Below are 17,916 nucleotides of genomic sequence, written 5' to 3' on the forward strand. Positions count from 1 at the left end.
CCGCACCCCGGAACCGCGCGCCGGAACCGCGCCCGAGTCCCGCCCTACGAACCGCCCGCCCTCCGCTCGTCGGCGAAGCGTTCCGCGAACGCCTTCAGGTCACGCCGCTCGATCGCCGCCGCCATCAGGTCGGGGAACGCGTCCGGCGTACACGCGAAGGCCGGCACCCCCAGCGCCGCCAGGGCCGCCGCGTTCTCGTGGTCGTAGGCCGGGGCGCCCTCGTCGGAGAGCGCCAGCAGCACCACGACCTGCACCCCGGCCGCCGTCATCTCGGCGACCCGGCGCAGCATCTGCTCGCGTACGCCACCCTCGTACAGGTCGCTGATCAGCACGAAGATGCTGTCGCGGGGCCGCGTGATGAGTTGCTGGCTGTAGGCGATGGCCCGGTTGATGTCGGTGCCCCCGCCGAGCTGCGTGCCGAAGAGCACCTCGACCGGGTCTTCGAGCTGCTCGGTCAGGTCGACCACGGCGGTGTCGAAGACGACCAGCGACGTACGCAGTGACTTCATCGACGCGAGCACCGCCGCGAACACCCCGGAGAACACCACCGACGCCGCCATCGACCCCGACTGGTCGACGCAGAGCACGACGTCGCGCTGCACGGCCGTGGAGCGCCGACCGTAGCCGATCAGCCGCTCGGGAATGACCGTACGGTGCTCGGCCTGGTAGTGCTTGAGGTTGGCGTGGATAGTGCGGTTCCAGTCGATGTCGGCGTGGCGCGGCCGGTTGATGCGGGCCGCGCGGTTGAGCGCCCCGTTCACGGCCGACCGCGTCTTCTGCTCGATCCGCTTCTCGAGTTGCTCGACCACCGTACGGACGACCTGCCGGGCCGCGTCCTTCGTCTTCTCGGGCATGACCCGGTTGAGCGAGAGCAGCGTGCCGACCAGGTGCACGTCGGGTTCGACCGCCCCGAGCATCTCGGGTTCGAGCAACAGCCGGGTCAGGTCGAGGCGCTCGATCGCGTCCTGCTGCATGACCTGTACGACCGTGCTCGGGAAGTATTCGCGGATGTCGCCGAGCCAGCGCGCCACCTTCGGCGCCGAACCGCCCAGCCCGGCCGAGCGGCGGTTGCCCCGCTCGGTGTCGCCGGCCCCGCCCCCGTCGTAGAGGGCGGCCAGCGCCGAGTCCATCGCGCCGTCGCGTCCCTCGGCCTTGCCCAGCGCCTCGTCGGCCGGGCCGCCCAGCACCATCCGCCAGCGCCGCAGCCGTTCCCGCTTCGCGTCATCGACTGGTTCCTGGCTCATCGCGCCTCCGCGCTGATCTCGCGGCCCAGCAGGGCACTGAGGGTGGGCAGGACCAGGTCGGCCCGGACCGGGTCGAAGCCCAGCCCGCCGGCCTCCGGTTCGCCGGAGCGCGGGCCGGCCAGCCGTTCGCCGATCGCCCGCCGTTCCCCGGCGTCGAACGCGCCGAACGTGCGGCGCAGCAACGGCAGCACGTCGTCGAAGGCACCGGGCGGGATGTCGGCCAGCCAGTCGTCGAGCAGCGCCAGCAGCGCCTCGTCGTGCACGAGCAGCAGGCCGCCACCGGAGAGGAAGCCCTCGACCCAGGCGGCCGCGTGCGCCGGAGGGGTGCCGACGGTCAGCGGCAGCCGCAGCCGGCGGCGCACCTCGGCGCCGTCGAGCCGTCCCGCGTCGAGCAGCAGGCGGGTCAACCGGCCGGCGAGCAGCCCGTGCAGGTCGGCCCGCCCGGCCAGCGAGCCCAGCGTGGACATCCAACGTTCGCGCAGCTCGTCGTCGTCGAGCAGGCCGACCGCCGTGTGCACCCCGTCGACCCGGTCGCGCAGCAGTTTGGCCGCCTCGTCCGACAGCGAGCCGACGGCCGAGGGCAGCGCGGCGCAGACCCGGCCGAGCAGGCTCGCGGTCACGGTGGCGAGCCCGGCCACGTCGGTGCGCCGCACATCGCCGTAGCGCAGCGTGCGGGCCAGCGCCGGGATCGCGGCCATCAGGTGGTTCACGTCGGCGTCGAGCGCGGCCCGGGTGTCGAGCGAGGCCAGGACCCGCGGGTATGCCTCGGACAGCTCGGCGACCAGGCAGGTCTCGACCAGCGCGGTCACGTCGGCCAGCGTCTCGGCCTTCGCGGCGGCCCGAATAACCTTGGCCGTGGCGGCCGCCTCGACCGTGGTGCCGTACATGCTGCCCTCGACCAGGCGAATCGCGAACTCGGGTTGCCACCGCAGCCGCCATTCCTCCCGGAAGGTGCCGGTGCCGCGCCGCGTGGCGGTGGGCTCGCCCCACGGCACGTCGATCGTGCGCAGCCGGTGCAGCAGCCGGCTGCGTTTGAGGTCGGTGTCCTTGCGCAGGTCGAGGTCGAGGGCGCGCTCCAGCGCCTCGGGCTTGAGCCGGGCCGCTCGCTGCTGCGCGGCCAGATCCTTGGCCAGCGGTACGGACGGCATGTCGTCGGGCACCCCGCCGAGGCGTTCGCCGACCACGAGCTTGCGGGTGATCAGCTCGACGCGTAACGGCTCCCCGTCGCACATGACGGCCTCGGCCGCCTCGGTGACCTCGGCCAGTCCCGCGAGAGGCCGCCCGCGCATCGTCGCGAGCGCCTCGGCCAGCCGGGTCGCCTCGATGACGTGCGCCGAGGACGTGGGCACGCCCTCGGACCGCAGCACCCCGGCCGCGTCGACGAGCCAGCGCGGCACGACCTCGTCGGCCGAGGTGAACAGGTGGTGGTACCAACCCGGCGAGCTGACCCCCGCTCCATAGCCGGACCACGAGGCCAGCCGGCCGTAGGTCCACGGCACCCAGGTGAAGTCGACCTTGGCCTTCTTGCGCCCCTTGAGCAGCGCGGTGTCGTCCTTGACGGCGACCTTGCGGGCGAGCGCGGGCACGTGCCACGCGCCGCAGACCACGGCGATGTCGTCGTAGGACTTGCGTACCTCGCGCAGCACCCCGCGCATGTAGGCCTCGCGCACCAGGTCGTCCGGGTCTTCGTACGACTGCTCGCGGATGGCCGTCATCGCCTCGGCGATCGCCTCGAACGCCGGCATTCCCCGATGCTCGACGACGTCTTCCCACCAGCGCTCGGGGTCATCGTAGCCGGCCGCGGCCGCCAGTTCCCCGATCGGATCGACCGGCCGCCGTGGCGGCTCGCCCCCACGCGGCCCGGCGTCACCCCCGCCCGGCCCGGCGTCGGCAGGCCCGGCGTCGGCAGGCCCGGCGTCGGCAGGTCCGGCGTCAGCGGCGTCGGGCCCGTCGCCGGCGTCGCCCGGCGCAGGCTCAGCGGGCCGCGCCGGGCGTGCGTCGTCGGCCAGCCGATAGGCGAAGGGCAGGTCGAAGAAGCGCACCGGCACCCCGCGTTCGACCGCCCACCGGATCGCCTGCCACTCGGGCGAGAAGACCGCGAACGGCCAGAACGCCGCCCGTCGCGGATCGTCGGCCGCGTAGCCCAGCAGGGCCACCGGCGGTTCCAGGCCCGAGTCGGCCACCCAGCGCACGAGCGCGTCGGCCTCGGGCGGCCCCTCGACCAGCAGCACCTCGGGTGGTTGGCGTTCGAGTTCCTGCACCACGGCCCGGGCCGACCCCGGCCCGTGGTGACGGATGCCGTAGAGCCGCTCAGGCATCGCGGGCGGCCCGGTAGAAGTCACGCCAGTCGGCGCGCTCCCGCACGACCGTCTCGAGGTATTCGCGCCAGACCACGCCGTCGGACACCGGGTCTTTCACGACCGCGCCGACGATGCCCGAGGCCACGTCGGCCGGGTGGAGACGGCCGTCGCCGAAGTGGGCCGCGAGCGCCAGGCCGTTCGTGATCACCGAGATCGCCTCGGCCGTCGACAGCGTGCCGGTGGGGGACTTGAGTTTGGTGCGCCCGTCCTCGGTGAGGCCGCCGCGCAGCTCGCGGAAGATGGTCACCACCCGGCGGATCTCGTCGAGCGCGGCCGGCACCTCGGGCAGGTCGAGCGACCGGCCGAGCTGCTCCACCCGGCGCGCGACGATCTCGACCTCGTCGTCGGCCGAGGCCGGCACCGGCAGCACGACCGTGTTGAACCGGCGGCGCAGCGCGCTGGACAGCTCGTTCACCCCACGGTCGCGGTCGTTGGCCGTGGCGATCAGGTTGAAGCCACGTTCGGCCTGCACCTCGGTGTTCAGCTCGGGCACCGGCAGCGTCTTCTCGGACAGGATCGTGATCAGCGCGTCCTGCACGTCGGAGGGCACGCGGGTGAGTTCTTCGAGCCGGGCGATCGTGCCGGTGCGCATGGCCCGCATGATCGGGCTGGGCACGAGGGCGGCGTCAGTCGGGCCCTCGGCGAGAAGACGGGCGTAGTTCCACCCGTAGCGGATCGCCTCTTCGGCCGTGCCGGCGGTGCCCTGCACGAGCAGCGTCGAGTCGCCCGAGACGGCGGCCGCGAGATGCTCGGAGACCCAGGTCTTGGCCGTGCCCGGGACGCCGAGCAGCAGCAGCGCCCGGTCGGTTACGAGGGTCGAGACCGCCACCTCCATGAGCCGGCGCGGTCCCACGTACTTGGGGGTGATCTTGGCGCCGTCGCCGAGCAGGTAGGTCACCACGGCCTGCGGGGAGAGCCGCCAGCCGGGCGGACGCGGGCGGTCGTCGGACGCGGCGAGGAGGGCCAGCTCCTCGGCGTACTGGTCCTCGGCGTGCGGGCGAAGCGCGGTCACGGGTAACTCCTCAGTCGTCGCCAGAACGCAGGCTACTGCCTGGCTCTGACAGAAAGTCAGGTGTGAAAGGGCGGGTGTCAGGAGGCTTTGAGCTCGTCGAGCATCTCTTGGCGGAAGGTCAGGGTGCGGGCCAGGTCGGCCACCGGCCGCACCCGCGACGCGTCGGCCGGCTCCTGGTCGAGTTGCAGGGCCAGGCGGGCGACCAGGTCGGCGTAGCCCGGCGGCATCGACAGGCCGGCCGCGCGGCACAGCTCGCCGAGCTGCCACGTGTGCCGGTCGGTGCGGGCCCGGTGGGCGATCGTCTCGAGCACGGCGACGGACAACTCTTCGGGCCAGTGGCCGGGGTGCAGCGCGAGCAGCCGGTTGGCCAGCGGGTCGTCGCGGCGCAGCGCGTCGGCGGCCAGCCGGCCGAGCTCGTCGGGCGGGAGCACGAGGTGCAGGTCCCACCGGACGGATTCGCGCAGGGCCGCGGCGGCGTCGCGCAGCAGCGTGCCGGCCCAGGCCGGGTCGTGCTGGACGACGGCGGCCTTGGCCCAGCCGTGCAGCAGCGGTGTCTCCCAGTCGTTGCCGCGGGCCAGCCGCAGCATCGTCGCGGGGTCGGACCAGACGTCGAGCGGGGCGCCGGCCACAACCTCTTCGAGCAGCCACGCGCTCACCCCGATGCCGCGCGCGGGGGTGGCGGCCACCCCGTCGCGGCGCAGGGCGGCGTCGAGATCCTCGGGCGGGGTGACCACGAGCCGGTCGGCGCCCGGTGCGCGCTTCTCGCGTTGGACCAGGGCGAGGGCCCGCGTCGCCATCCGTGTGCGCAGCCCCGAGCCGGGCAGCCGGCGCAGCAGGGCGAGCGCGGCCTCGCGAACCTCTTTGCGGCGGTCGTCGAGGGCCCGCTCGAGGAACGCGTCGTCGTCGGGCGACAGGCCGGTGGCCAGCGCGCCGACGAAGCGGGCCCGGTCGTCGGACGACTCTTGCGACCAGGTGCTCTCGACCAGCTCGCGGGCCTGGGCGGGGTCGCTCGACCGTAGCGCGGTCACATGGCCGAGCCGCTCGCCGGAGCTGCCGGTGTGCCAGTCGACCAGGATCGTCGGGGTCGGTGCCTCGTCGCGCAGCCAGCGCCAGTCGGCCCGCATGCCGGCCAGCCAGGCGCCCCGCTGACCCGCGACCCGGGCCAGCGCCGGACGGATCAGCGAGTTGCGGCGGCCGGCGTCGAGCAGGGCCGGCAGCGCGACCGACGGCACGTGGCCGCCCCGCTCGGCGGCGGCGTCGAGCCACTGGGTCAGCAGCTCTTGCGCGAGCTGGGCCCCACCCGGAACGCCCTCGGCGAGGATGCGCGTCAGGCGGGCCGACGGCAGGGGGACGAGGGTTTCCGCGGGGGCGGCCGGCACCGGTTCGTGGCCGAGGGCGGGCAGCACCCCGGCCCGGCGGCGGGCCAGCGCGACCGCGGCCGCGTCGAGCAGCGAGGACTCGCCCGCCCACGGGCGGCGGTTGGTGCCGACCAGGGCGGCGGCCAGCAGCTCGGCCGGCAGTTCGGGCCGGCGCGGGGAGCCGGAGTCGGGCACCGGGGGAGCGGCGGCCACGAACGCGCCCTCGGCCCACGCTGCGAGCGGCCGCAGGCCGGAGGGCGACCACTCGGCGGCGACCGTCGCCGGGCTGCCGCCGGCCGCGGCCAGCAACCACCACGGCTCGCGGTGCCCGGGGGCGAGGGGCAGGGCGGCGCCGGTCGCGTCGACCAGCAGGCCCTCGGCGCTGGGCGCAACCCCGGCGAGCAGCACGGGAGCGTCGTAGCGCCAGGGTTCGGCGGCGACCGTCGAGCTGTAGCCGGCGAGGGCCTCGGCGAGCGGGACGGCCCCGTCGGGCTCACGGAACGGCTCGGCCGCGCTGACCCGCTCGGCGACCAGCGCCCGCAGCGGGGCGGCGCCGGGATAGAACGTCAGCTCGCCGCGGAACTCGGTGCCGGGGACCAGGTCGGAGGTCATCGGCTGGCCGGGCGCGGCGAACGAGAGCACCAGCGCGAACCGGCCCTGGGCCGAGCCGCGCAGCCATGTGCGCCGGGTGGTCAGGGCGCCGTCGTCGGTCTCGACCTGGCCGAGCACCTGCCAGCGGTCGGCGACACGTGGGCCGGCCAGCACCTCTTCGGTGGCGACCGGGAAGCCGATGCGGCTGCGCACGGTCGCGGCCAGATCGGGCGGCAGGTCGGCCAGGCGGTCGTAGCCCGACACGAGCAGCCGCAGCAGGGCGAGCTCGCCGAGCAGCCGGTCGGCCCAGTGCGGCCCGATACCGGCGATCGAGCCGAGCCGCCGCACGGCGCCCGCGGCCGCCGGGGCCTGCGCGTCGACCAGGCGGGCGGCCATCGCCTCGAACGGCTGGTGACCGCCGCGCTGAGTTCCGGCCAGCTGAGCCCCGGCCAGGCCCTGCCGGATCTGGTCGTCGAGCCAGCGGCGCAGCTCGGCCAGGCCACCGGCGACCCGCTCGGCGCGCTGCTCGACCCGTTTCGCGGCGGCGGCCGGGTCGGGCGCGGCGGCCGGCTTGGGTTTGGCCGCGGCGCGGGCGGCCCGAGCAGCCTGCCACTCCAGGGCGAACGCGGCCGCCGGGCCGTCGGCCACATCGGACTCGGCCCAGAGAAGCAGCAGGCCCAGCGCGTGCTTGCAGGGGATCTTGCGGCTCGGGCAGGAGCACTTGAACGCCGGGCCGCTCAGGTCGACGCAGACCTGATAGTTGCGCAACTGTCCCCACAGGATGTCGTCGAGCCGCCCGGTCGCCGACCACGCGGTGGGGGCGGAGAGGCCACGGGCGGCCTTGACCGACGAGGCGTCGGGGGCGAGCGTCTCGACCTGGGCGGCGGACCATCGTTCAGCGGGCACGGGCAAACCCTAGGACGGAGGTACGACAATTTCGCCGGCGGCGGTGGAATGATCGAGGGAGCTCACCGAGGGGGATTTATGAAGGTCGTGATCTTCGGGGCGACCGGGATGGTCGGCCAGGGCGCGCTGCGGGCGAGCCTGCTCGCACCCGACGTCGAATCGGTTCTGGCGGTGATCCGCACGCCGACCGGCGTCTCCCATCCGCGCCTGCGCGAGGTCAAGCTCGACGATTTCACCGACCTCGCTCCCATCCAGGACGAGCTGCGCGGTTACGACACGTGCTTCTACTGTCTCGGAGTGTCGTCGGTCGGGCTCGACGAGGCGGCGTACACCAGGGTCTCCTATGACTACCCGATGGCCGCCGCGCGTGTGTTCGCCGAGCTCAACCCCCTGACGACCTTCGTGTACGTCTCGGGGGCCGGAACGAATCCGCGGGGTCGTCAGATGTGGGCCCGGGTCAAGGGTCGCGCCGAACGTGACATCCTCGCTTTGCTGCCCAACGCCTACGCCTTCCGCCCCGGCATGATTCAGCCGACCCACGGCGTACGCTCCAAGACCGGCTGGTACAACGCCCTCTACACCGCCGCGGCACCCCTGGTCCCGCTGCTCGAGCGGGTGGCCCCGAAATACGTCACCACCAGCGACAAGCTGGGCCAGGCGATGCTGCGCGCGGCCCGGGTCGGCTTCCCGAACCACATCGTCGAGAACGCCGACTTCCGCCCCTGAGCGTCAGGCGCCGTGGCCCTCGGGCACCCGCTCGGCCGGCTTCGGGGGCGGCGGCGGAGTGCCGTCGCCGAAGGGCCGCCCGCCCAGCTTCTCGCGGCCGTGCTCGGTCAGCCAGCCGGCCGTGTCAGGCCCGAGCGGCACGATTCCGGTGGGATTGATGTCTTTGTGGACGATGTAGTAGTGCTTCTTGATGTCCACGAAGTCGATCGTGTCGCCGAAACCCGGGGTCTGGAAGAGGTCGCGCGCATAGGCCCACAGCACCGGCATCTCGGTCAGTTTGCTGCGATTGCACTTGAAATGCCCGTGATAGGCCGCGTCGAACCGCGCCAGGGTCGTGAACAGCCGCACGTCAGCCTCGGTGATCGTGTCCCCGACGAGATAGCGCTGCCCGGCCAGCAGGTCCGAGAGCTGGTCAAGGCGAGAGAAGAGCCGCTCGTACGCCTTCTCGTACGACTCCTGCGTGCCGGCGAACCCGGCCCGGTAGACGCCGTTGTTCACGTCCGAGAAGACGAACTTGTTGACCTTGTCGATCTGGTCGCGCAGCTCCTCCGGGTACAGCTTCGGCGCCCCTTCGCGGTGATAGGCCGTCCACTCCAGCGACAGGTCGATCGTGATCTGCGCGAAGTCGTTGGTCACCACCTGACCGGTCGGGATGTCGACTATCGCCGGCACGGTGATGCCCTTGTCGTAACCCGGGAACCGCTTGAAGTACGCCTCCTGCAGCCGCTCGATGCCGAGCACCGGATCGCGCCCGCCCGGGTCAAGATCAAAAGTCCAGCTGCGTACGTCATGGGTGGGCCCCGCTACGCCCATCGACAACGCATCTTCGAGACCGAGCAGACGCCGTACGATGATGGCCCGGTTTGCCCACGGGCAAGCGCGAGCCACCGCGAGCCGATAACGCCCCGGCTCGACCGGGTAGCCGTCCCGGCCGTCCGCGGTGATCCGGGTCGCGATGTATCGCTGGTCCCGGGTGAATTCTCCGGTCGGGTTCACGTACGCCATGCCTCCTATCCTGCGGCGCGCGAGCGGCCCTCGCCCACCGGATGCGACTTCGCCACAACTGTCACAGACGCGGGGCGGATCTGACAGAGTTGCGTGATGCCCGTGGTGATCCGGAGCTATCTGACGCAATGGACGGTCTTCGTGCCGATCATCGCGATCGTGGTGCTCGCGCTCACCTGGGGCCGCGACCTGCCCGTGGTGCTGGTCGTGGTGGCTGCTTGCCTGCTCGGCGGGGCCGTGCTGGCCGCCGTCCACCACGCCGAGGTCGTCGCGCACCGGGTCGGTGAACCGTTCGGATCCCTGGTCCTGGCCATCGCCGTCACGATCATCGAGGTCGCCCTGATCGTCACCCTGATGATCAGCGGCGGCGAGAAGACCCAGGCCCTGGCCCGGGACACCGTCTTCGCCGCCGTCATGATCACCCTGAACGGGCTGCTCGGCCTGTCCATCCTGGTCGGCGCCCTGCGGCGGCACGTCGCGGTCTTCAACGCCGAGGGCACCGGCGGAGCCTTCGCGACCGTCGCCACGCTGGCCACTCTGAGCCTCGTGCTGCCCAGCTTCACCACCAGCCGCCCGGGCCCGCAGTTCTCCCCGGCCCAGCTCACCTTCGCCGCCGTTGCCTCGCTCGCCCTTTATGCCCTCTTCGTCATGGTGCAGACCAGTCGCCACCGCGAATACTTCCTGCCCACCACGACCAGCGGCAAAGTGATCGAGGCCGAGGAACACGCCGACCCGGCAAGCGGCCGCACCGCCCTGGCCAGCGTCGGCGTGCTGATGGTCGCCCTGATCGCGGTCGTGGGTCTGGCCAAGGGTGTCTCCCCGTCGATCGAGCGGAGCGTCGACTCGATCGGCCTCCCCCAGGCGGTCGTCGGCGTGGTGATCGCCCTGCTGGTCCTGCTCCCCGAGACGATCGCCGCCGTCCGGTCGGCCGCCCGCGACCGCGTGCAGACCAGCCTCAACCTCGCGGTCGGCTCGGCCATGGCCAGCATCGGCCTGACCATCCCGGCCATCGCGATCGCCATGATCTGGCTGGACGGCCCGCTCCTGCTCGGCCTGGGCGGCACCCAGATGGTCCTGTTGGCCCTGACCGTCGCGGTCGGCACCCTGACCATCGTCCCCGGCCGCGCGAACGTGCTGCAGGGCGGCGTCCACATTGCGCTTTTCGCGGCCTTCCTCTTCCTGGCCGCCAGCCCATAGGCGGTTGACTCGTCGCAGTGCCTGACTCGAAACCAGGAAATAGACTCCTCCCCGCGCGTTTTGCTCGGGTCAGGGCTGATCTCAGCCTCGGCAGTCAGTCGGTACGGGTACGGAGGCTTCGCGCCAAGGCCGGGATCATCACCGCCGCTGCTACGAGGTGCAGCGCGGCCAGGGTCGTGGCCAGGGCGGCGGCGAGGGTGGCGGCGGCTCCCGTGACCGCGAATCGGCGAGCGCGAGTCGTCCGTACGGTTGTGGTCATCACTCCGTACCGTCCGCCGGCAGGCGCTCGGGCAGCCCGAACGCCGGGAAACGGTCGGCGTGGAAGGTGGTGATCTCGGTGATCGCCCCGCCGGCGACGCGAAGGACGTCGATCGTCAGCGGCAGGTACGCGTTCTCCCGATTGCGCCAGTGGTAGTAGGCGATGGCGGGCTGCCGGTTCGCCGAGGTGGGGACGGCGCGCAGGCCCGTCATGCCCTCGAAGCCGCTCTCGACCCAGTACTTCACCACCGCGTCGCGGCCGACGTAGAGGCCCGGCGTGGGCGGCATCGAACTGCGGACGTCGTCGCGCACCATCGCCGCGAGCGCCGGGATGTTCGTGGCCACGCTGGCGTCGGTGTAACGGCGTACGAGGTCGCGCGTCCCGGCGTCCTCCTCGCCCCCGGTCCAGTCCTGCCGTTCGGACGGCAGGTGTTCCCGCAGGCCGGCCCGGGCCCGCTGCAGCGCGCTGTTCACGGAGTTCACCGAGTCGCCGAGCAACTCCGCGACGTCCTTCGCCGGCCAGCCGAGCACGTCCCGCAGGATCAGCACGGCCCGCGGCCGCGGCGCGAGGTGCTGCACCGCGACCAGGTACGCCAGTTCGATCGTCTCGCGCGCCACGGCGAGGGCTTCCGGCTCGTCCGCGCCGCCGGCCGCCAGTTCGTCGAGCAGCCGGTCGGGGTAGGGCTGCAGCCAGAGCACCTCGCCGCCGGTGGCCGGATCCGGACGGTCCTTGGCCAGCCGGTCCAGGCACGCGTTGGTGGCGATCCGGTAGAGCCAGGCCCGGAACGTCGAGCGTCCCTGGAACGTCTCCCGCCTCCGCCAGGCCCGCAGGAACGTCTCCTGCACGGTGTCCTCGGCGTCCTCGAACGAGCCGAGCATCCGGTAGCAGTGCACGTGCAGCTCCCGCCGGTGCCGCTCGGCCAGCCCCGAGAACGCCGGCTCGTCGACCGTTTCCACGCTCATAACGTCATCCTTACGCCTCGCGGTGTGTCCCGTCGTAGGTAAGACGGGGGCCGGCGCGGGAACTCATCACTTCGACCGAGCGGGTCAGGCCCCGGCACCCCGGCCGGCACGCCACTCAGCCGGTGAACGAACGCCAGAATCCGACGTGGTGGTCCCGTTCGAAGTCGGTGCGGACGATACCGCCGTCGCCGGTGGCGAGCCGCTGGATGTGATAGGTCCGAACGCCGAACCGCGGCCACGACGGCCACCCGGCGCCGTCCGGACTTCCCCCGCGGGCGAAGGTGCTCCAATAGCCGACCATCGCGTCAGACAGCCGTTCCTGCTCGGCCGAGAGCGGATGTGCGTAATCGACGGTGAACAGATAGGGCAGTTCAGCCGTGTGGTAGGCGCCGGTGGGGAACGTGACCGGTGCCGCTTCCGTGAAGAACGGGGCGCTCCGGTCGGCGAACTCGTACACGTACGTCGGCACGTACCGGCTGAACGCCGCTGCGGTTTCCAGCATCGGAAGCGCGTACTCGAAGTCCGTCATGGCCGCCGACAGCGCCTCGGACGGCGTGCCATACGCCGCGGGCGGATAACGGTCGAGCACCCGCGGCGCTCGTGGCCCGAAAGCGGCGTTGATCTGTTGCCGGTACTGCTTGACGGTGAGCCCGCACGGCTTCGGCTGCTTCGGCACACAAAGCATGTCGGTGCGCTCCATGCCCCATACTTGCGCCCGGTATTCGTCCCTGGTGACGCCGATGAGCACCGGTACCCGATGGAACCGGCCCGCGGCGACCGCCGCGGCCGGATCGGCCGGAAGCACTGACCCGCCCGCGACCGGGCCCGCCTCCCACTCGGACTGGCCGGGGTATCCGGCGGCCTTGATCAACTCCTGGGCCGATCGGCGTCGCAGGCAGGCGGGCACGCCCGCGGGATCGTCATCGCAGCCGACGCCTGCGATGAGGGCGTTCGCGCCGGCTGTGGCTTCCTCGCGGGTCCGCAGTGGCGCACTGCACGAGTTGCTCTGCAGGATCGCGCGGTGGAACAAACCCGCCGAGCTGGGTGCGGCCAAGTGACCGCAGACGCTGGTGGCGCCGGCCGACTGACCGGCAAGTGTCACGTTGCGCGGGTCGCCGCCGAAGGCGGCCACGTTGGTGTGCACCCAGCGCAGGGCGGCCTGCTGGTCCTCCAACCCGAAATTGCCGGAACCGCCCACTGCCGGATGGGTCAGGAAGCCGACCGGGCCCAACCGGTAGTTGACTGTCACCACGACCGTGTCGCCCTCGACCGACATGGTCTGCCCTCCCCAGGTGTCACCCTGGCCGAGAAAGAAGTGCCCACCATGCAGCCACACCATCACCGGCAGCAACTTCCCGCGCGGCCGGGCCGATGGAGTCGTGACGTTCAGGTACAGGCAGTCCTCGGCGACGCTTGGCCGGTCCATCGGCAGGCCCGCCGGTTGGGCGCACCCGGACGCCGGCTCGGTCGCATCCCGGACACCAGGCCACGCCGCCGCCGGTCGAGGTGAACGCCAGCGCAACTCGCCCACCGGCGCAGCCGCGTACGGGATGCCTTCGAACGAGCGATGGCCGGCGGTGACCGTGCCCCGCACCGCCCCCTCGACGGTGCGGACGACAGCCGGCCCTTGATCGGGCGGGGTCGTGCCGGCCGCAATGGCGCCGACCGGAACCAGCACCGCGGCACACACGACCGCACCGACCGTCAGCCATCGCTTCCTGGGTGTACTCATTGGACTCTCCCGACGTTAGTGTGAACGCGGTACGCGATCTACTCGCCGAGCATGCGCACGTCCACGAGCGGCGACCCAATACGGCACTAGTGCACTCACCGGTTCTTCCCGAGGTCGCGCCGCGGTGCACTAGTTCGGGGGAGGAGACGGCATGGCCGACAAGGAAACCGCACCGGCGTCCGCGCGAATCACTGCCGCGCTGCGCGAACGGATCGCCACCGGCGTCCTCAAACCAGGCGACCGTGTCCCGTCCACCCGGCAGATCGTCCGCGAATGGGGCGTCGCGATGGCCACGGCCAGCAAGGCCCTGGCCGCCCTCCGTCAGCAGGGGCTCACCGAGACTGTCAACGGTGTCGGCACCATCGTGGCGGGACGCGGACGCAGGGCCGACGGCATCGGGCCGCCCGCGCGGAACCCGGCCGTGGATCGGCGGCGGCCCGGCCGCAGCGACGCCGAGGACTTCGTGGACCGCATCGTGCGGACCGCCATCGCGATCGCCGACGCCGAGGGTTTGGCCGCCACCACCATGCGCCGCGTCGCCACCGACCTCGACGTGGCCACCATGGCGCTGTACCGGCACGTCCGCGGCAAGGACCATCTCGTCACGCTGATGGCGGACGCGGCCTTCGCCGAACACCGGCCGCCGGCTCGGCCGGACGCCGGCTGGCGCGGCTCACTGGAGTCGCTCTGCCGTGCCCAATGGGCGATGTACCGGCGGCACCCCTGGCTCGCGCACGTCGTGTCCTTCACCAGACCGTTGCTCACCCGCAACGCCATGGCGCATACCGAATGGACGATGCGCGCGGTGGCCGGTCAAGGGCTGGACCCGACGACGCTGATCCACGTCGCGGCCACGGTCGCCAACTTCGTGCGGGGCACCGCGGTCAACCTGGAACGGGAGGCCGAAGCCGAACAGGACACCGGCCTGACCGATGACGAGTGGCTCCGCGCGCAGAGCGACACCCTGGCCGCAGCGCTGGGTTCGGGCTCCTTCCCGATCCTGACCCGCATATCCACCCGCGCCGACGTGGTGGTCACTCTCGACTCGCTCTTCGAGTTCGGCCTGCAACGCATGCTCGACGGCATCACACCGCTCTGCGACCACTCACCTGTACGGCAGCCGGGCCGCGGGACACCGGGTCCGGACGAGTCACGATTTTCCTAGGCCGAGTCCCGCTCGACCAGGGCCGGCTCGTAGATCACCGACGAGACGCGCATGGCCGGGTCTTCGATGCGGGCCAGCAGCAGGCGGGCGGCCTCGGCGGCCATGTCCTCGAGCGGGTGGCGGATCGTGGTCAGAGCGGGGGAGGCGGCGACTGCGGCACTGCTGTCGTCGAAGCCGACCACCGCGACGTCGGACGGCACCTGACGAGCGGATTCGCGCAGGGCGGCCAGGGCGCCCAGGGCCATCAGGTCGTTGGCCACGAAGACGCCGTCGAGGTCGGGAACCGCGGCCAGCAGCGCGCGCATGGCCGTCTCGCCGCTGTCGCGGGTGAAGTTGCCGGTCTCGGTGGGGACCCAGCCGTGCCCGTGGCGGGCCAGCTCGCGGCGGAAGCCGGCGATGCGATCGCTGCTCGCCGGGACGTCGGCCGGCCCTGAGATCATGCCGATGCGCTGGCGCCCGCGGGACAGCAGGTGCTGGGCGGCCAGCGCGGCGCCGGTGTCGTTGGCCAGGTCGACGTAGTCGATCGGGACCGGCTCGGCCGGGCGCCCGATCAGCACCGCGGGCACGCCGCCCTCGGTGAGCATGCGCGGCAGCGGGTCGACCGGCGGCAGGCTCAGCACGATGGCCCCGTCGGCCTGGCCGTTGCGCAGGTCGCCGACGAGACGCTTGCGTACGTCGTCGGAGCCGACGATCTGCAGGGCGAGCTGGATGCCCTGGGCGCGCAGCACGCTCATGAGGCCGCCGACGACGCGTCCGAAGTAGGGATCGGCGAAGAACCGGCCCATGAACGGGTCGTCGTCGTGCGACTCGGAGTCGGAGACGACCAGCGCGACCGTGCCCGTGCGGCGGGTGACCAGCGAGCGGGCCAGCCGGTTGGGCACGTATCCGGTGCGGCCCACGGCGTCCCAGACGACCTCGTGGAGCTGGGGGTCGACGTTGCGGATCCCGTTGATGACCCGGGAGACGGTGGCTCGGGACACGCCGGCGACCCGGGCGACGTCCTCGAGGGTCGGGAGCCGCTCGGTTCGCATAGACGCCTTTATAGCACAGTGGGAGAGCGCTTTCCGCGTACGCCTTCCGGAGCCCTCGCCAGGTTCCGGAACCAGCGGAAACCCGCGTATGTATTGACGTCCTTGACATCGTGGCGTAACACTCGGAAAGCGCTCTCCAACCCCGAAGGAGACCTCGTGGATCCCCACCGACCAAGACGCATCCTTGTCCTGGGCGCGGTCGCGGCCCTCACCGCCACCGCCGTCCTCACCGGTGTCCGCGCCGCGCAGGCGGCCGACACCCTGCTCTCGCAGAACAAGCCCGCCCTCGCCTCCTCGACCGAGAACGGCGGCGCCCCGGCCGCCGGTGCTGTCGACGGCAATCCCGCCACCCGCTGGGGCAGCGTGTGGAGCGATCCGCAGTGGCTGCGCGTCGACCTCGGCGGCACCGCCACGATCACCTCGGTCAAGCTCACGTGGGAGGCCGCGTACGCCCGGGCCTTCCAGTTGCAGACCTCGGCCGACGGCAACAACTGGACGACCGTCTACAGCACGACCACGGCCACCGGCGGCACCCAGACGGTGCCGGTGACCGGCTCCGGCCGTTACGTGCGCATGTACGGAACGCAGCGCGGCACCGGTTACGGCTACTCGCTGTACGAGTTCCAGGTGTACGGAACGCTGACCAGCGCGCCACCGACCAGCGGGCCCGGCTACATCATGGCCGACCCGCCCGTGACCGGCGTCGTTCCGTCGACGGCCGTGCCGCCGGCCACCAACCCGCCGACGACCCACCACGAGTTCCAGATGAACTGCTCGGTGAGCCGCAGCAACCTCAACGACGACCCGATCGTCTTCCCCGGCCTGCCCGGCGTGTCTCATTCACACACGTTCATGGGCAACACCACGACGTACGCCGGCACGACGCTCGCGAGCCTGCGCGGCGGCAACACGTCTTGCATCACGCCCGGTGACAAGACCGGCTACTGGATGCCGACGCTGCTGAACGGCACGACCGCGGTGCAGCCCGAGGGCCAGCAGGTCATCTACTACAAGACCGGCGTCATCGACTACCGCAGCGTGCGCCCGTTCCCCCTGGGCCTGCGCTACCTGGTCGGCAGCCCGACGTCCACGCTCGACGAGTTCCGCAACCACCCGGGCGCCGTCGAGGGCTTCGAATGCGGTGACCTGTCCTTCAACTGGGACATTCCGGCCAACTGCGTGGCGGGCACCCAGCTCAACGTCCGATTCCAGGCCCCGAGCTGCTGGAACGGCCTGCACCTGGACACCCCCGACCACAAGAGCCACATGGCCTACCCGGTCCTCGGCGTCTGCCCGACCTCCCACCCGGTGGCCGTCCCGATGATCGAGTTCAAGATGGCCTGGCCGGTCAGCGGGAACATGGCCAACGTCCGCTTCTCCAGCGGCCGGGGCTTCTCCTTCCACTACGACGTCTTCAACGCCTTCGACCCGCCGACGCTGGCCGCCCTGACCACCCACTGCATCAACGGCGGCCTGCAGTGCGACCCGCGAGGCTTCGACCTCTACAAGCCCAACCGGGGCGCAGCCCTGAACGAGAACTACGAACGCCCGTAGCGCTCAGACCGATGCGGGCGGCGCCTTCAAGGCGTCGCCCGCTCTCGTCTTCCTATCCGCGATTTATCCGTGCGCTGTTCGCGTTGCCTTCAAGGGCTTTGCGGAGGTGTCATTCACGGAGCGTCGCTGGGGATTGTGGACAGTGCCACCGCGCGGGTGCGCAGAATTTGCAAAGCGAGAGCGCGGGTCCCAGGCTCGACCCCGGATTTGTCCTCGCTGCGGGCAAGGTTCTCACCCTGTTCCAGATGGGCCCGGACGAGCTTGGCCACCGTCTGGTTGAACGCCGCGCCCGCGAGCTGCGAAGCCTCGGTGACCTGCGCGGGGGTGACCATGCCCGGCATCGGCATGCCCTCGTGCGGGTTCTCGTCGGGCAGCCCCGCGCGGGCGTGCAACTGGCGCAAGACACCCAGCTCGGCCTCGGTGAACGCCTTGACCTGCGCGGCAAGAGCCAGCGTGGCGGCATCGGCAGTACGCTTGGGCGCCAGCTCGAGCAGCGGCATCAACTGCTCGTCCATCGCGATGTTGATCTCGATCCACGCCAGGTCGGTGCCCCCGAACCCGGCCACCACGCCCTGCTGCGCCGGGGCGTTGGCGGACGGCGTGGTCGCGGGGGTGTTCCCCGTCGCGGCGCAGCCCGACAGACCGAGCACGCCGACGAGCAACAGACGGGGAACAGCTTTCACATTTGCGATTCTGGTCTTTTCCGGCCACCCCTGTCAATGATTCGATATTGACGAACGACAACGAAGCCACAACAGTGGGCGACGCCTCAAAAATAACGTTCGCAATGTTGTTATTCACGCGTCCGGCAGCC

Annotated in this window: 14 protein-coding genes; 4 read left to right on the forward strand and 10 right to left on the reverse strand. The window is 71.8% G+C overall.

What is annotated here, in order from left to right:
* Positions 1–44 precede the first annotated feature (44 nt).
* From EER30_RS31450 to EER30_RS31465, 4 genes are all read right to left on the reverse strand, one after another.
* Positions 45–1,244 (reverse strand): VWA domain-containing protein, encoded by a 1,200-nt coding sequence (locus EER30_RS31450; RefSeq protein WP_240670416.1) that lies wholly within the window; start codon positions 1,242–1,244, stop codon positions 45–47.
* The gene (locus EER30_RS31455) at positions 1,241–3,562 is read right to left on the reverse strand and encodes a DUF5682 family protein (protein WP_127504281.1); all 2,322 of its coding nucleotides are present in this window, start codon (positions 3,560–3,562) and stop codon (positions 1,241–1,243) included. Before EER30_RS31455 ends, EER30_RS31450 begins: the two co-directional genes overlap by 4 nt.
* Entirely contained in the window at positions 3,555–4,616 is a 1,062-nt protein-coding gene (locus EER30_RS31460; protein ID WP_127504282.1) for an ATP-binding protein, read from the reverse strand. Before EER30_RS31460 ends, EER30_RS31455 begins: the two co-directional genes overlap by 8 nt.
* 77 nt (positions 4,617–4,693) lie before the next feature.
* Positions 4,694–7,471, reverse strand: coding sequence for an SWIM zinc finger family protein (locus EER30_RS31465; protein ID WP_127504283.1), 2,778 nt, complete (start codon positions 7,469–7,471; stop codon positions 4,694–4,696).
* 78 nt (positions 7,472–7,549) lie between these two features.
* Between EER30_RS31465 and EER30_RS31470 the strand changes: the two genes are divergently transcribed.
* The gene (locus tag EER30_RS31470; RefSeq protein ID WP_127504284.1) at positions 7,550–8,197 is read left to right on the forward strand and encodes a Rossmann-fold NAD(P)-binding domain-containing protein; all 648 of its coding nucleotides are present in this window, start codon (positions 7,550–7,552) and stop codon (positions 8,195–8,197) included.
* 3 nt (positions 8,198–8,200) lie between these two features.
* Here the strand turns inward: EER30_RS31470 and EER30_RS31475 are convergent, their stop codons facing one another.
* The gene (locus tag EER30_RS31475) at positions 8,201–9,202 is read right to left on the reverse strand and encodes a glutathione S-transferase family protein (RefSeq protein ID WP_127504285.1); all 1,002 of its coding nucleotides are present in this window, start codon (positions 9,200–9,202) and stop codon (positions 8,201–8,203) included.
* Positions 9,203–9,298: 96 nt separating this feature from the next.
* Between EER30_RS31475 and EER30_RS31480 the strand changes: the two genes are divergently transcribed.
* On the forward strand, positions 9,299–10,399 hold the full coding sequence (locus EER30_RS31480) for a calcium:cation antiporter (protein WP_205650513.1): 1,101 nt from the start codon (positions 9,299–9,301) through the stop codon (positions 10,397–10,399).
* Between the two features lie 94 nt (positions 10,400–10,493).
* On the opposite strand, the gene EER30_RS47410 is transcribed toward EER30_RS31480, so the two are convergent.
* From EER30_RS47410 to EER30_RS31490, 3 genes are all read right to left on the reverse strand, one after another.
* Positions 10,494–10,658, reverse strand: a complete 165-nt coding sequence (locus EER30_RS47410) for a hypothetical protein (RefSeq protein ID WP_164842541.1) — start codon at positions 10,656–10,658, stop codon at positions 10,494–10,496.
* Positions 10,658–11,620, reverse strand: coding sequence for an RNA polymerase subunit sigma-70 (locus tag EER30_RS31485; RefSeq protein WP_127504286.1), 963 nt, complete (start codon positions 11,618–11,620; stop codon positions 10,658–10,660). Before EER30_RS31485 ends, EER30_RS47410 begins: the two co-directional genes overlap by 1 nt.
* 115 nt (positions 11,621–11,735) lie before the next feature.
* On the reverse strand, positions 11,736–13,352 hold the full coding sequence (locus EER30_RS31490) for a carboxylesterase/lipase family protein (RefSeq protein WP_127504287.1): 1,617 nt from the start codon (positions 13,350–13,352) through the stop codon (positions 11,736–11,738).
* 151 nt (positions 13,353–13,503) lie between these two features.
* Between EER30_RS31490 and EER30_RS31495 the strand changes: the two genes are divergently transcribed.
* Positions 13,504–14,517, forward strand: coding sequence for a TetR/AcrR family transcriptional regulator C-terminal domain-containing protein (locus EER30_RS31495; RefSeq protein WP_127504288.1), 1,014 nt, complete (start codon positions 13,504–13,506; stop codon positions 14,515–14,517).
* On the opposite strand, the gene EER30_RS31500 is transcribed toward EER30_RS31495, so the two are convergent.
* A complete protein-coding gene (locus tag EER30_RS31500) occupies positions 14,514–15,548 on the reverse strand; it encodes a LacI family DNA-binding transcriptional regulator (RefSeq protein WP_127504289.1) in 1,035 nt (344 codons plus the stop codon). The genes EER30_RS31495 and EER30_RS31500 overlap by 4 nt on opposite strands.
* Before the next feature lie 156 nt (positions 15,549–15,704).
* On the opposite strand from EER30_RS31500, the gene EER30_RS31505 reads away from it, so the two are divergent.
* Positions 15,705–17,102: a DUF1996 domain-containing protein gene (locus EER30_RS31505; protein WP_240670417.1), complete on the forward strand. Its 1,398-nt coding sequence runs from the start codon at positions 15,705–15,707 to the stop codon at positions 17,100–17,102.
* 113 nt (positions 17,103–17,215) lie between these two features.
* Here the strand turns inward: EER30_RS31505 and EER30_RS31510 are convergent, their stop codons facing one another.
* Entirely contained in the window at positions 17,216–17,785 is a 570-nt protein-coding gene (locus EER30_RS31510; RefSeq protein WP_127504290.1) for a DUF305 domain-containing protein, read from the reverse strand.
* Between the last annotated feature and the right edge of the window lie 131 nt (positions 17,786–17,916).

The organism is Actinoplanes solisilvae (assembly GCF_003999975.1).
Classification (GTDB): Bacteria; Actinomycetota; Actinomycetes; order Mycobacteriales; family Micromonosporaceae; genus Actinoplanes; species Actinoplanes solisilvae.

Coding starts and splice junctions, on each gene's coding strand:
- EER30_RS31480 (WP_205650513.1), top strand. CDS start 9,299: ATGCCCGTGGTGATCCGGAGCTATCTGACGCAATGGACGGTCTTCGTG.
- EER30_RS31500 (WP_127504289.1), bottom strand. CDS start 15,548: ATGCGAACCGAGCGGCTCCCGACCCTCGAGGACGTCGCCCGGGTCGCC.
- EER30_RS31450 (WP_240670416.1), bottom strand. CDS start 1,244: ATGAGCCAGGAACCAGTCGATGACGCGAAGCGGGAACGGCTGCGGCGC.
- EER30_RS47410 (WP_164842541.1), bottom strand. CDS start 10,658: ATGACCACAACCGTACGGACGACTCGCGCTCGCCGATTCGCGGTCACG.
- EER30_RS31490 (WP_127504287.1), bottom strand. CDS start 13,352: ATGAGTACACCCAGGAAGCGATGGCTGACGGTCGGTGCGGTCGTGTGT.
- EER30_RS31455 (WP_127504281.1), bottom strand. CDS start 3,562: ATGCCTGAGCGGCTCTACGGCATCCGTCACCACGGGCCGGGGTCGGCC.
- EER30_RS31470 (WP_127504284.1), top strand. CDS start 7,550: ATGAAGGTCGTGATCTTCGGGGCGACCGGGATGGTCGGCCAGGGCGCG.
- EER30_RS31475 (WP_127504285.1), bottom strand. CDS start 9,202: ATGGCGTACGTGAACCCGACCGGAGAATTCACCCGGGACCAGCGATAC.
- EER30_RS31485 (WP_127504286.1), bottom strand. CDS start 11,620: ATGAGCGTGGAAACGGTCGACGAGCCGGCGTTCTCGGGGCTGGCCGAG.
- EER30_RS31495 (WP_127504288.1), top strand. CDS start 13,504: ATGGCCGACAAGGAAACCGCACCGGCGTCCGCGCGAATCACTGCCGCG.